Origin of the sequence: Oceanicoccus sagamiensis (assembly GCF_002117105.1) — a bacterium.
Classification (GTDB): Bacteria; Pseudomonadota; Gammaproteobacteria; order Pseudomonadales; family Dasaniaceae; genus Oceanicoccus; species Oceanicoccus sagamiensis.
Genome location: NZ_CP019343.1, coordinates 1067799 through 1081341, shown reverse-complemented (window position 1 = coordinate 1081341; position 13543 = coordinate 1067799). Strand labels below are relative to the sequence as shown.

Annotated in this window: 10 protein-coding genes; 9 read left to right on the top strand and 1 reads right to left on the bottom strand. The window is 48.8% G+C overall.

Annotated elements, in window-relative coordinates:
- Nucleotides 1-434 precede the first annotated feature (434 nt).
- Complete coding sequence (locus BST96_RS04840) at nucleotides 435-2069, top strand: NAD(P)/FAD-dependent oxidoreductase (protein WP_085757614.1); 1635 nt, start codon at nucleotides 435-437, stop codon at nucleotides 2067-2069.
- 31 nt (nucleotides 2070-2100) lie between these two features.
- Here the strand turns inward: BST96_RS04840 and BST96_RS04835 are convergent, their stop codons facing one another.
- Nucleotides 2101-4131 carry a TonB-dependent receptor plug domain-containing protein gene (locus BST96_RS04835; protein ID WP_085757613.1) on the bottom strand — a complete coding sequence of 677 codons (2031 nt, stop codon included), beginning with the start codon at nucleotides 4129-4131 and terminating at the stop codon, nucleotides 2101-2103.
- Nucleotides 4132-4563: 432 nt separating this feature from the next.
- Between BST96_RS04835 and BST96_RS04830 the strand changes: the two genes are divergently transcribed.
- The 8 genes from BST96_RS04830 to BST96_RS04795 all read left to right on the top strand — a co-directional run bounded on the left by BST96_RS04830 (nucleotide 4564) and on the right by BST96_RS04795 (nucleotide 13436).
- Complete coding sequence (locus BST96_RS04830) at nucleotides 4564-5388, top strand: universal stress protein (RefSeq protein WP_085757612.1); 825 nt, start codon at nucleotides 4564-4566, stop codon at nucleotides 5386-5388.
- A 179-nt stretch (nucleotides 5389-5567) separates the two neighbouring features.
- Complete coding sequence (locus tag BST96_RS20890) at nucleotides 5568-6662, top strand: methyl-accepting chemotaxis protein (RefSeq protein ID WP_276206925.1); 1095 nt, start codon at nucleotides 5568-5570, stop codon at nucleotides 6660-6662.
- Between the two features lie 103 nt (nucleotides 6663-6765).
- Complete coding sequence (locus tag BST96_RS04820; RefSeq protein WP_085757610.1) at nucleotides 6766-7641, top strand: TIGR03619 family F420-dependent LLM class oxidoreductase; 876 nt, start codon at nucleotides 6766-6768, stop codon at nucleotides 7639-7641.
- Nucleotides 7642-7780: 139 nt separating this feature from the next.
- Entirely contained in the window at nucleotides 7781-8068 is a 288-nt protein-coding gene (locus BST96_RS04815) for a YebG family protein (RefSeq protein WP_085757609.1), read from the top strand.
- A gap of 449 nt (nucleotides 8069-8517) precedes the next feature.
- Nucleotides 8518-8958, top strand: a complete 441-nt coding sequence (gene dksA, locus BST96_RS04810; protein ID WP_085757608.1) for an RNA polymerase-binding protein DksA — start codon at nucleotides 8518-8520, stop codon at nucleotides 8956-8958.
- Between the two features lie 90 nt (nucleotides 8959-9048).
- Nucleotides 9049-9939, top strand: coding sequence for a tRNA glutamyl-Q(34) synthetase GluQRS (gene gluQRS, locus BST96_RS04805; RefSeq protein ID WP_085757607.1), 891 nt, complete (start codon nucleotides 9049-9051; stop codon nucleotides 9937-9939).
- A gap of 334 nt (nucleotides 9940-10273) precedes the next feature.
- Nucleotides 10274-10486, top strand: a complete 213-nt coding sequence (locus BST96_RS04800) for a hypothetical protein (protein WP_085757606.1) — start codon at nucleotides 10274-10276, stop codon at nucleotides 10484-10486.
- Nucleotides 10476-13436, top strand: a complete 2961-nt coding sequence (locus BST96_RS04795; protein ID WP_085757605.1) for a sensor histidine kinase — start codon at nucleotides 10476-10478, stop codon at nucleotides 13434-13436. The genes BST96_RS04800 and BST96_RS04795 overlap by 11 nt, the downstream gene beginning before the upstream one ends.
- Nucleotides 13437-13543 lie beyond the last annotated feature (107 nt).

Here is a 13543-nt window from a genome sequence, read left to right as displayed (position 1 = left end):
CTTTTCTCGGATTAATCCTGTTCGCTCTTAGTGTATTGCAGATGATGGGCATTAAGAGCTGGCCTTCAGTGATATCTGTTTTATACATTTTTGAATAATTATTTTGACTTTTTTGACATTAAATACCCCCTTTTTTGATGTCAAAATTGTTAAATAATAAATTATTTTATGCCCTAGGTTTTTGTTTTTCTACTTGAGACTATAGCGTTGTCGCAGCCAATAAGGCTTATGTTTTTTTGGTTGTGACTGTTTGTTTCCAGGTCCCCGATATCCTCGGGGTTTGCGTAGCGGCAGGTTGTATTTTACAAGATCGATTAGAGATTCTCTTAGGGGATTGCCGCTGCGTCTTTTTTTCACTTCCATGCTTTAGCCTCTAAATGCAATGCCTTCTGTGCTAAGATTGCCGGGTTTACACTTTTTGGCCCTGTTAATTTATGCTGCGACTCAACGAACTTAAGCTCCCTCTTAATCACTCTGATCAGGATCTAACCGATGCTGTTGTTCAGGTGTTGCAGGTCACTGCGGATGACTTGCTAGCGGTATCGGTATTTAAGCGCAGCTATGATGCCCGTAAAAAGTCGAATATTCTGCTTATCTATCAACTGGATATAGAGCTGGATCCCGCTTTGGAACAGCGCCTGTTAGAGCAGGCTGGCACACAGGCCAGGCTGCGCCAAAGCCCTGATGTTAGCTATCATTTTGTGGCCCATGCCGAGCCGGACTTCCCCAATAGCAGCCAACAACGCCCGATTATTATTGGCTTTGGCCCCTGCGGTATTTTAGCGGCCCTGGTCTTGGCGCAGATGGGTCTTAAGCCGATTGTGTTAGAGCGGGGGCAGGATGTCAGGCAGCGCACACAAGATACTTGGGGTCTATGGCGTCAACGCAAGTTAAACACCGAGTCCAATGTACAGTTTGGTGAGGGAGGTGCCGGTACCTTTTCCGATGGAAAATTATATAGCCAGGTAAAAGATAAACGTTATTTAGGTCGCAAGGTATTAACCGAGTTTGTTAAAGCCGGTGCGCCGGAAGAAATTATGTTTGTCAGCAAGCCCCATATTGGTACGTTTAAGCTAGTTAAAATGGTGGAAAATATTCGCGCTGAGATTGTTCGTCTCGGGGGTGAAATTCGCTTTGACCAGAAAGTTGAACAGATACACCGTGAAGGGAGTGAGCAGGGGCAGGTCACCGGTGTAACGCTGGCCAGTGGTGAAACGCTCAGTAGCCGCCATATTGTGCTGGCGATTGGCCACAGTGCACGGGATACCTTCCAAATGTTGTTACAGCAGGGCGTCTATATAGAGCCCAAGCCTTTCTCTATTGGTTTTCGGGTCGAGCACCCGCAATCGGTGATTGATAGTGCGCGCTTTGGGGATAATGCTGGGCACCCGATTCTTGGGGCGGCGGATTATAAGCTGGTGCATCACTGTAAAAATGGCCGCAGTGTTTATAGTTTTTGTATGTGCCCCGGTGGCACTGTGGTGGCAGCTACCTCTGAAGAGGGGCGGGTGGTCACCAACGGTATGTCACAATATTCTCGCAATGAGAGAAATGCCAATTCCGCTATTGTGGTTGGCATTGAGCCGGAGAAAGATTATCCGGAGCATGTATTAGCCGGGATTGATTTGCAGCGTGAGCTTGAGCAGTTGGCTTTTGAGTTGGGCGGTGAAGATTATAATGCCCCCGCCCAATTGGTTGGCGACTTTCTTCGCAACCAGCCATCTACAGCGCTGGCTTCGGTGGCCCCTTCCTATAAACCCGGCGTGACGCTGGGGGATTTATCCAAAGCCCTGCCCGCTTTTGCGGTAACAGCGTTGCGTGAAGCGATCCCTGAGTTTGATAAAAAGATTAAGGGCTTTGCGATGGATGATGCGGTGTTGACGGGTATAGAGACCCGAACCTCTTCCCCGATCTGTATTAAGCGCGGCAAAGATTTTCAGAACCTTAATACTCAGGGCTTATATCCTGCGGGTGAGGGTGCCGGTTATGCGGGCGGTATTTTATCGGCGGGTATTGATGGAATTAAGGTAGCTGAAGCGGTAGCTTTAAGTCTTCTTGCCTCTGAGTGAGCTACCTTATACCGGTGGATTATAATCCACCCTACATGGAGTATCTGAAACCGATCACGGCATTCAGTGAGGGCTCTTTTCTACCTTCGTAGGAGCCCAGATTGCCGCTGATATAATTATCCCGGTCAAACAAATTTCTCACCTGAAAATACAGCGTATTGTTATCGCTGCGGTCACCCATATAGTAGGTGGTCACAAAATCAGTGCGTACATAAGGGCTAATGCTTTTGCCTTCTTCTACGTTGATACTGTCACTATTATCCAGCGTCTTTGCGCCATAGCGGTGGGTGTTATAGATAGAAAAGTCCACCGGCCATTGTTTGGCTGAGTAGTCCAGCCCGTAGTTGATGAGCCAGTCGGGAAAGCCCTCATAAAATGATGAATCTTTTTCTGGCTCTTTTACATAAGAGTCCACATAGCTGACAGAGCCATAATAAGAAAACTGTCCGCGCTTATATTTACTTTCAACTTCAACACCCCAGGATTCAGATTCCTCGCTGTTGATATACTGTAAAGGTACAGTTTCAGAGAGGTTGATCGCATCTTCAAAAACACTAAAGAAAATCGTGGAGTTGAGTGAGAACTGTTTGTCCTGATAAATATGGATCAGTTCATAGGTATCGTTGTTTTCTGGTTTTAGTTCTTTACCGCCACCAATAACACTGCCGGTTAAACCGGAAATTTCCTGGATATTCGGTGCGCGGAATGAATTGCCATAGAGCGCCTTAAAGGTGTTGTTATCGTTATAGTAATAATTAAAACCCAATCTTGGGCTGAAGTGGTCTTCATCAATATCGTTAAAGGTATCAAAGCGGCCGCCCACAATGACCTTGGCTTTGCCTTCGGCAAAGGTATAGTCGGCATTAAACAAAGCGGACTTAACAATGCGGGTATTATTGCCATAGCTGGCGGGTTGGCCAAAGCTGGCCTGGTCACCACTTTCGATTTCTTCATAGGTCAGACCGGCAACAAACTTTAGGTCCTCTTTATTGTTATAGAGGTATTTGATATCACCGCCGCTGCGAATTTCTTCCTGGTCGATATTAACGCTGCCATTGTCGCCAATAGGGCCGGCCTGAAGGCCGTAGTCAGCAAAGCTCTCCGACTCCCAGTGGTAGGCTTTAAAGACGATTTCACCGGTACCGTTTATAGGCTGGTTATGGGTCAGTGAAAACAGATCCATATCGGTATGGCGGTCAACCTGATTGCCGTCACTGGTCAGCGGTACAAAATTAAACCCAAAGCCGCCGCCGCGGCTGTTCAGGTGATGGCTATAGACCATCAGCTTGGTGTTTTCATAGCTGAGTTTGGCAATGATGGAGTTGGTATTGCGATGGTTTTCCAGCTCCTCGCTTCCCAATTGGTCATCCAGCCCCAGATAATCATATTCACGCTCTTCATCATCGACGCCCTGGGCGACAATATTGATCGAGGCTCTCAGCTTTTCGCCAATACCCTGTGAGTGTTTAAGGGTGGCACCGTAATCACCAAAATTGCCGTACTCCAGCCCGTACTCGCTGATATCTTTGTCACTGTCCCAGGTTTTCAGGGACATTAGGCCGCTAAAGGCATCTGAGCCATAAAGGGTAGAGCCTGGGCCTTTAATGACTTCGATTTGCTCGTAGGAGTCTAATAACCCCACCCGTTGGGTGGCGGAAGAAAAGGTGTAGCTATTCAGGGGGATATTATCGACCAGTATTAATACCCCGGTGTAGCTGGTGGCGGTTTGATAGCCCCTGACCACCACATTTTCCAAGTCTGAATGGGTGTTTTGATGAATGCCGGGGATATGTGAAACCGCCTGGGTAACGCTTTTGGAGCCGCGTTTGCGCCACTCATCTCGGGTGACTAGAGAAACGGTAGAGCCCACATCTTCAATCTTTTCTTTAAAGAAAGAGCCTACTTCGACTTCTGTCACCAATAGCTGTTGCAGGCTGAGGTCGTAAAAATCGTCACTGGCGTCTTCTTCTGCAGCGCTCGCCCCGCTAAATAACGCTGTGTTTAACAGGGCAAGTAGTGCAGCGGTGGTGGGGCGAAGCGTGTGGCCAGGTAGCTGGGGCATGGTTTGATAAGGGCTCTGGTTGATTGAGGCTTAATTAAGGCGTGGTTTGAGTATAGAAAGTATTGCGATAAACGCAAAAAACCAATGGTATTTCAAGGGTTTGAAGAAACCTTGAGAAGAAGAGTGTGCGGTGGTGCTCAGGGAGGGGCTGCTCAATCACGCATTGGCTGCTTATGCTCTGCTTATAACATGCTAAGTGATTGTTATCTTTGAAATTATCGATAGCTGATTGGTACGGGCTGAACAATCTGTCGCAACTTAAGAGACGCCCACTGATAACGTCTGAGGGCTAACCACTTGGCTATGGAGGTCGTACCCAAGGCGTTTTTACCCGCACTGCTTAGCGTAAGGAGGATAAAATAGTCGGCAAACGCTCGGTAGCAGTTTATACTGCGGCGCTTTAAACATTTTAGAAAGGGTTAGGAGATTTATATGGCTACACCGTCTGATATTCGCACCATCCTTATCGTGGTTGATCCGGCACAAGACAAGCCTTTGGCTCTGGATAGGGTTCTGCATACGGCCAAGAAGGCCGCCAGCGGCAGCTTGGCTCCTCCCAAATTACATATCTTATTGGCGGTAGATAGCGACAATACTGATACGTCGTCAGAAAACCCAGCGGTATTTCGCAACGCTACCTGGTTTTTTGAGCGTATTATTAACCCTTTGCAGGAGTCCGGTCTGGAATACTCGCTGGAAATGAGCTGGTCTACCGATTGGTATGGTTCGATTATCAGCGTGTCGGAAAAACTCACGCCTGAACTGATTATGTTGCCGCTAATTAGCCGTCCCAGTGGCCATGAGCGTATCTTTAATGAGTCGATCTGGCGCCTGTTGCGTACCGCACAATCACCCGTGTTAGTGGTGCAGCCTGAATCTCCTGAAGAGCGTAAGACGATTCTTGCGGCGATCAATATTCAGTCCCATAAGCCTGAGTACCAGGAACTGAATGATATGATTATTAGCCGCGGGCAGTGGCTAGCGGCCAATCACGGCGCCGAGCTGCATATTGTGAATGCCTATTCAGACTCTTTAAATTACCCGGACCGCAGCCAGTTGGCGAATAAGACTCAGGTAGATACAGCGAATATCCATGTGAAATCCGGTGACCCGGATGAAGTGATCGCCGGTGTTGCCAAAGAGATTGGTGCTGATCTGGTGGTTTTAGGTACCCGCAAGCGCTCCAGTCGCTGGCGCGGCAATACCTCAGAGAAGATCGTGACCCAGGTCGCCTCTGACATACTGGCTATCCACTAGGGCTTGCCCGGCCGCTGTTTTGCAACAGCGGCCATTTCCCCTGCTATTTTCTGTTATAAAGTTTATCCCCTCCCGGCCGATAATTTACCCGCTATACTTAGCTTGCTGTCTGTAACCTGTCGGGCCTCTGCTATGGTCTGGTCACATGTCTTTATCAACGACAAACAAGAGTGATGCTTATGTGGTGGAAGTATAAAAGAGCGGCGCAGGACTGGCAGGCAAAGGCCGAATCCCTTGAAGCGGAAGTACAGGCGTTGGCTGAAGAGCGCGATCAGCTTAAGCAGCAGGCAGCAGAGACACAGCTTAGCCATGAGGAAGAGACTGAGGCTGATATCGCCTACAAAGAAATTCAGGCGCTGTGGTTAAGCAGTGGCGCAGCCCTTAAGGAAGTGCGTGAGGGCATTGCCATTTCAGCGAAGGAGCTTAACGCAGAGCGCTCCAAAACCAAAGAAACCTCCTCGGTGTTTAATAATAGCAGTGTGGCCATTGGTAATATCCGGGAAGAAGTGGCGGGTATTGATGAAAAGGCCTCCCGCAGCTGCGAGAATATTGATCGTTTAAAATCTCTGTCTGAAGATATCGTCAAATTTGTTGAAGTGATCAACAATATTTCCGAACAAACCAATTTGTTGGCTCTGAATGCCGCAATTGAGGCGGCCCGCGCCGGTGAGCAGGGTCGTGGTTTTGCTGTGGTGGCGGATGAGGTGCGGACTCTGGCGCAGCGGGCCAGCGAAGCGGCGTCTGAAATTGGCTCATTGGTCGATAGTATCGGTACTGAAACCATTAGTACCGATCAGCAAATCCGTGATGTGTCGGATGATTGCCGCTTGGTGGCTGATTCCACAGAAAATATCTTAACCACAGTCAATAGTGCCCTTGAGCTGGCGCGGCATATGCAGTTGGTGATTAGTAGCTCCGCCAGTGGTGGTATGGTTCAAACCGTTAAAACCGAAGTGATTGTCTGGAAGCTGGATGTCTATCGTGTTGTCTTGGGCTTGTCAGACCAGTCCATCGATGAGCTGTCTGATTATAGTGGCAGTTATCTGTGGCAATGGTTAAAAGGTGAGGGGGCAGAATTAAGTGCTAACCTGCCTAGCTATGGCCTACTGGAGCCCCCCTTTTTAGAGATCAACCGCCTGGGCATTGAAGCGCTAAACTACAAAGCGCTGGATGATCAGGAGACCGCGCTGCGCGCCCTGCAAAATATGGAAAATGCCAGTGGCGAATTGATGACGATACTCACCCGCTTAGAGGCTGAGCTAAATACCCTGTAACCTCGACTTTCCCCTCCTTGCTAACCGCCTTGTTGACGCAGGGGGGTTGCCAGTATTTAATGTTTGCCACTGCCAGTAGTCTGTAATCCTTTCGGAGATATGCATGAAGTTTAATTATCACCACAGCATGTGCGCGCAAGATCAATATGTGCCCTTGAGTGTGGCGGCAGAGCAGCGTGGTTTCCACGGTGTCACTCTGCCAGATAGTATTTGCTATCCCAAGGAGGCCAGCTCCCAATATCCTTATAACGATGATGGCAGCCGTGACTTTTTAGAATCAGTGCCTTTTATTGACCCTTTTATTTTGGCCTCACATTTGGCGGCGGTGACTGACACCCTGACCTTTACCACCTCGGTGGTAAAATTGGCGATTCGCCAGCCAGCGGTGGTGGCCAAGCAGTTATCCAGCTTGGCGGTAATCAGTGATAACCGGTTTAAATTTGGTGTGGGTATTAGCCCCTGGGAAGAAGACTTTATTATTTGCCAAATCCCCTGGGCCAAGCGCGGCAAGCGCATGGATGAAATGGTCGAAATTATTCGTGGCTTAATGGCCGGGGATTATTTTGCTTACAAAGGTGAAGTTTTTGATATCCCGGAAATGAAAATGTGCCCGGCCCCCACTCAGCCAGTGCCGATTTTAATTGGCGGGCACTCCGACGCTGCATTGAAGCGAGCAGCTCGAATAGGCGATGGCTGGATTGCCGCCGGCGCGGATTACGAAGGCTTGAAAAAAATGATCGACCGCTTAAATGAGCTGCGCAAACAGTATGGTCGCGACCATTTGCCTTTTGAGTTGTCAGTAGCCGGTGCAGAGGCCTATAGCAGTGATGGTATTAAAATGTACCAGGACCTTGGAGTGACTGAAGTGTCTCTGGCCTTTCGTAATATTTACCAGCAAGAGCCCGACACTAAAACCGTGGATGAAAAAATAGCGGTACTTGATTGGTATGCCAATGAGGTGATTGCCAAAGTTTCTTAATGATTAAGGCCTGATCAGGCCTTAAAGCCCCTCTTACTATTTACGTCCCTCACGTTGCCTCAATAAGCGCTTGCAATAAATTGATACTGTATTAATATACAGTATATGTTTAGACAGACTTAGTGAAAGAGGAAATATCATGGCTGTAGTGGCAATGTGGAAGTGCGACCGGGATAACACAATGTTTGATGATAAAAAACAAGCGGATGCTTATGACAAAATGTTAGAGCTGGCTGAGCAGTTTACTGCGTTGCTGGAGAGCCAGGTCGCTGGTATCGACGAGAAAGCCGCCGAGGCCTTTGGCCTGTTATTGGCTAACAATAAAGAGCAGGTTGCTATGGCTTGCAAGGGTAAGCCTGAAGTTTTGGCTGAGATACTTAATCCGGCCTCTGTCACTGATATTGCCGAGGCTAAAGCCGCTGGTTAAGCTTGCGATGGTTATTACCATGCTGGCATAACTTGGCATAGCCCGGCGCAGTTGAGTGTTATTCCTGCGCAAGCTCGGTGCAAAATCCCCGTCCCCAACGGGTGCTCCTGGTCCAGCTCCCCCGGCTGGGCCTTTTTTTTGCCTGTTCGCCAAGCCTCTATCCCGTATTAATTTATCTCTGAGTATGGCGTCAGCGGCCTAAATCTGGTAGGTTTGGGGGTTTGCAAATGCGCGCTCCTGCTGGTGGATAGATCATCAAGAAAGGATCGGTCATCGCAGTGGCAAACAGATGGAATCACGGATAAGATCGGCAAGATTGAATCGTCGAGAGATCGACGCCGTAGAGAAGGAACATACAGCATTAATATAAGCCAAGATGAATAGAATGCCGTGTGTATCAGTTAATATAAGTAGTTGGCAATATAGCCAGCAAACAGTGAGACTTTGCAATGCCCAAGAAAAAAGCAGCTCCGGCAAGTAATTTTAAAAACTTTACTCCTTATAAAGCCAAGAAAAACGAGGAGTATATGAATGAGGCGCAGCGTGAGCACTTCCGTCAGATTTTATTATCCTGGAAGGCCGAGTTGATGCAGGAAGTTGACCGTACCGTAACCCATATGAAGGATGAGGCAGCCAACTTCCCTGACCCAGCGGACCGCGCAACTCAAGAAGAAGAATTTAGCCTTGAACTTCGCACCCGCGATCGCGAGCGCAAGCTGATTAAGAAAATCGACAGCACCATTAATCTGATTGATGCTGATGACTACGGCTTTTGCGAAGCCTGCGGTGTTGAGATTGGTATTCAGCGTCTTGAAGCTCGCCCCACGGCGACCCAGTGTATTGATTGTAAAACATTGGACGAGATCAAAGAAAAACAGCAGTTGGGTTAATACTCGCTGCGCAAAAAAATACGGGAGAGTCCATGGCTGGGCTCTCCCGTTCTTTTTTATGGCCGATAATTCCTTCCGACCGAGCACGTTATGAATGACTATATAGGTCGTTTCGCCCCATCGCCGACGGGCCTTTTGCATATAGGTTCGTTAATTGGTGCGCTGGCCAGTTTTCTGGATGCCAGGGCCAATCAGGGGCAGTGGCTGTTACGGATGGAAGACCTCGATCCGCCAAGGGAAATGCCCGGTGCCGCATCCGCTATTTTACAAAGTCTCGAAGATCACGGTTTGGCCTGGGATGGTGAAGTGCTTTGGCAGAGCCAGCGGCATGATGCATACCGGCAGGTTATTGATGATTTGCTGTTGGCCAATAAAGCGTTCTATTGCACCTGCTCCCGCAGTGACCTTCAGGCTAGTCACGGTATTTACCAAGGCCAATGCCGAGGCTGTGTGACTCCGCCTGCCGATCAGGATTTTGCCTTGCGTTTACAGGTCGACGATAGGGTCGTGAGTTTTGATGATGCCATTCAGGGACGCTTTTCCCAGCAATTAGACAATGACGTGGGCGATGTAGTGTTGCAGCGCAAGGATGGTTTATTTGCCTATCAGCTGGCGGTGGTGGTTGATGATGCCTATCAGGCTATCAGCCATGTGGTGCGTGGCTCAGATTTGCTGGACTCAACACCCCGGCAAATCTATTTGCAGCAAGTGATGGCTTATACCACGCCCGGTTATACCCATATTCCTGTGATCACCAATGAGCAGGGCGATAAGTTAAGTAAGCAAACCTTTGCGGCCCCACTGGATAGTCATAAAGCCGCTAAGAATATATATCTGGCTTTGATGTTTTTAAATCAGCCCCTGCCGCCAGAGGATTTATCTCAGCGGGTCGATGATATTCTGGCATGGGCGCTAGCGAATTGGTCCGTTGATCGTATTCCGAGCGTGGCGGGCCTTCCGCAATCCACAATTGCTCTATAGACACATCACTTCCTCTCGGCGTATATAGTTTGCTGATTAGGCTATGCCGTAGGGTGGATTATAATCCACCGATTATGCCGCCACTTGGCTGTGCTTGGTGGATTATAACCCCCCTGCAATGTCCGGCCGTCAGTTAGGCTTAAAACGCTGAAGCTACAATACGCCTGGCCTTATTGTAGACGTGTGTTCCGGGCAGCCACGCGCCTGCGCGGGAATGACGTACCTGCATGATGGTGACAATCTTTTTGCAACTTCCCAGCCCCTTGCGTACTATCTCATTATCTGCCCGCACTACGACCCACAGATAACCTTAAACCCGTAGAGTTAAACCATCATGCATATTAGCCCAAGCCTATTACTTTTATTGCTGGTTATTTTTGTGTTCTCTCCGTCAATTCAGGAATGGGTGACGCAAGGGGGTACGGCCTGGTATCGCCCCTACCAACTGTGGTTAATCACGATCATTTTTGTCTGGTGGAGTATCCGCCGTTACGAGCGCCGCCAAAACGCCATTAGCGAAAAGGAAAAATCCTCGAATGAGCTTTGAGTTATCCCAGTTATTTATTATTGGTATTGGATACTTACTGCTGCTATTTGGGATAGCCCATATTGCGGACCGTGGCTGGATACCTGAGCAGTTAATTCGTCACCCCCTAACCTATGTGTTATCACTGGGCGTGTTTGCCAGTGCCTGGTCCATCTATGGTGTCGTCGGCCTGGCCCATGAATATGGCTACGGTTTTCTTTCCTACTATTTAGGAGTAGCCGGTACGTTTATTTTTGCGCCGCTCTTATTATTACCGCTGTTGCGCATCGCCAGAACTTACCTGCACAGCTCCCTGGCTGATGTACTGACCTTCCGCTACCGTACTCAATGGGCCGGTTCATTAATGACACTCTTTATGGTGTTTGCGGTGTGGCCTTTATTGGCCTTACAAATTCAAGCCGTAGCGGATAGCCTGCATATTTTGACCACCATAAGCGCCGGTGATGATGCTCTGTTTACCAAGGAGACTCGGCATAATGAGTTGGCGTTTATTTTTTGTTTGGCGATCTGTCTGTTTACCATTTCATTTGGTTCCAAGCATTTAACCGCCCATGAGCGTCACAATGGTCTGGTCGCCGCTATCGCCTTTGAGTCCGTGATTAAGCTGATTGCTATGTTGGTGGTTGGGCTTGCCGCCGTTTATCAAGTGTTTGGTGGCTTTGATGGTATGGACCAGTGGCTGACTGCCAACCCGCAAATCGTATCCCTGTTAAATTTTCCTATGCGTGAGGATTCCTCCCGTGCATTGTTGTTGATTTTCTTTTCTGCCGCGGTGGCTATGCCCCATTTGTTTCATATGATTTTTGCAGAGAACCCCAATGTCAAAGCGATGCTCACCGCCAGTTGGGGGGTGCCATTATTTTTAATGTTAATGAGCCTGCCAGTACTGCCGATTTTATGGGCCGGTTTTAAATTAGAAACCGTGATACCGCCAGAATACTTTACACTGGCCATTGGCATTGAGTTAGAGTCATCCGCTCTGGCAATACTGGTTTATCTCGGTGGTTTATCGGCGGCTAGTGGCGCCGTTATCGTCACGACCCTGGCGCTGGCCTCCATGTGTCTAAAGCATTTAATTCTGCCGGTTTACCGCCCCAGCACTGACCGCGATATTTACCGTTGGTTATTGTGGATTCGCCGTATATTGATTGTCTGTATTATTTTGACCGGTTATGCCTTTTATCGGTTTATTGCCGGCCGTGAAGCGCTGTCGAGTCTTGGCCTGGCTGCCTTTATTGGTACCTTGCAATTTTTCCCGGGGGTATTGGCGGCTTTATATTGGCAAGGAGCTAACCGCAAAGGCTTTATCGCGGGTTTAATTACCGGCTTTGCGATTTGGTTTGTCACCTTATTGCTACCGATTATTACCAGCTTTGATCCCACTTTTATTGGCAAACTGTATTTTAGTTTGGTCTATGATGACCTGTGGTCTGCGGTCACCATTGTTTCGCTGGGAATGAATATGTTGGTGTTTGGGGTGGTGTCCGTGATTACCTCCACCTCAGAAGAGGAAAAAAATGCTGCAGAAGTTTGCGCGACGGATGATCTCAATCGCCCAACGCGACGTCTATTAAGTGTGCAAAGCCCGGAGCAAATGAAAGACCAGTTGGCGACAGCTCTGGGTCAACGTACCGCGCAGCGTGAAGTGGATCGTGCTCTGTATGATATGCAGATGTCTGATAGTGAGAGCCGGCCTTTTGCGTTGCGGCGTTTACGTTATCGCGTCGAGGCTAACTTATCAGGTCTGTTAGGCCCCTCGGTGGCCCACGATATGGTCAATCAACTATTGCCCTATGAAAGCGGCAGCAGTGCTGGCAGCGGCGAAGATATTAATTTAATTGAAGGACAGTTAGAAAACTACAAAGTGCACCTTACCGGCCTGGCGGCTGATTTGGATAATCTGCGGCGCTATCACCGACAGACCTTGCAGGATTTACCGGTAGGGGTGTGTTCCCTCGGTCAGGATGGTGAAATTTTAATGTGGAATAACGCGATTGCGAATTTCACCGGCATTAGCACCTTTGATGTGATCGGTTCCAGCTTGCGCAGTCTGCCAAAACCCTGGGGTGAGTTGCTCGCTGACTTTGTGCATATGCCCCAGGCGCATTTATATAAGCAGCATTACGAAGACAGTGGTAGCAGCTATTGGTTTAACCTGCATAAAACTCTGGTTGATGCAGAGGGCGAGCAAGCCGATGGCCGCGTTATCGTGTTAGAAGATACTACCGATGTGCAAATGCTGGAGGATGAGTTGATGCACAGTGAGCGGCTGGCATCGATTGGCCGTTTGGCTGCCGGTGTTGCCCACGAGATTGGCAATCCGGTAACCGGTATCGCTTGTCTGGCGCAGAACCTGCGCTATGACACCGATAACCCGGAAAGCCTTGAGACCGGCCGGGAAATTTTAGTGCAGACAGAAAGGGTGTCTAAGATTGTGCAAACTCTGGTCAACTTCGCTCATTCAGGCACAGAGTCCGCCAGTCATGAATTAGGCCCAGTGCATATTAAATCCTGCGTTGAAGAAGCGATCCATTTACTGCACCTCAATAAAGAGGCCAAGCAAATGCGATTTGAAAACCAGTGTGAAGACGAACTCTATGCTATTGGTGATACCCAGCGTTTATTGCAGGTCTTTGTTAACTTGTTAAGTAATGCCCGGGATGCCAGCCCTGAGCAAAGTGCGGTGGTGGTTGATACTGAGCTGCGCAATCAGCAGGTCTATATCAATGTGACGGACTGCGGTAGCGGTATTAGCAAAGAGCATCAGGAACAGATATTTGACCCCTTCTTTACTACCAAAGAAGCAGGCGAGGGCACGGGCCTGGGCTTGTCACTGGTATACAGTATTGTCGATGACCTGAATGGCAATATCAGTGTAGAAAGCCCGGCTGACCCGGTTCGCGGTGGTACACGCTTTACCCTGCGCCTTTATCACCACCAGCAGGGCTAGCCTAACAGCCTCACTCAGGCATTTTTTGTTACTCTGTCACTGGAAAAATGCGGGTAGACGGGGTATGTTACCAAGCTACACACCGTGGCACCGGCGGTCATTGCGCC

What these genes read in the sequence shown, in the direction of transcription:
- BST96_RS04840 (WP_085757614.1), top strand. Translation starts at nt 435, where the DNA reads ATGCTGCGACTCAACGAACTTAAGCTCCCTCTTAATCACTCTGATCAG.
- BST96_RS04835 (WP_085757613.1), bottom strand. Translation starts at nt 4,131, where the DNA reads ATGCCCCAGCTACCTGGCCACACGCTTCGCCCCACCACCGCTGCACTA.
- BST96_RS04830 (WP_085757612.1), top strand. Translation starts at nt 4,564, where the DNA reads ATGGCTACACCGTCTGATATTCGCACCATCCTTATCGTGGTTGATCCG.
- BST96_RS20890 (WP_276206925.1), top strand. Translation starts at nt 5,568, where the DNA reads ATGTGGTGGAAGTATAAAAGAGCGGCGCAGGACTGGCAGGCAAAGGCC.
- BST96_RS04820 (WP_085757610.1), top strand. Translation starts at nt 6,766, where the DNA reads ATGAAGTTTAATTATCACCACAGCATGTGCGCGCAAGATCAATATGTG.
- BST96_RS04815 (WP_085757609.1), top strand. Translation starts at nt 7,781, where the DNA reads ATGGCTGTAGTGGCAATGTGGAAGTGCGACCGGGATAACACAATGTTT.
- dksA (WP_085757608.1), top strand. Translation starts at nt 8,518, where the DNA reads ATGCCCAAGAAAAAAGCAGCTCCGGCAAGTAATTTTAAAAACTTTACT.
- gluQRS (WP_085757607.1), top strand. Translation starts at nt 9,049, where the DNA reads ATGAATGACTATATAGGTCGTTTCGCCCCATCGCCGACGGGCCTTTTG.
- BST96_RS04800 (WP_085757606.1), top strand. Translation starts at nt 10,274, where the DNA reads ATGCATATTAGCCCAAGCCTATTACTTTTATTGCTGGTTATTTTTGTG.
- BST96_RS04795 (WP_085757605.1), top strand. Translation starts at nt 10,476, where the DNA reads ATGAGCTTTGAGTTATCCCAGTTATTTATTATTGGTATTGGATACTTA.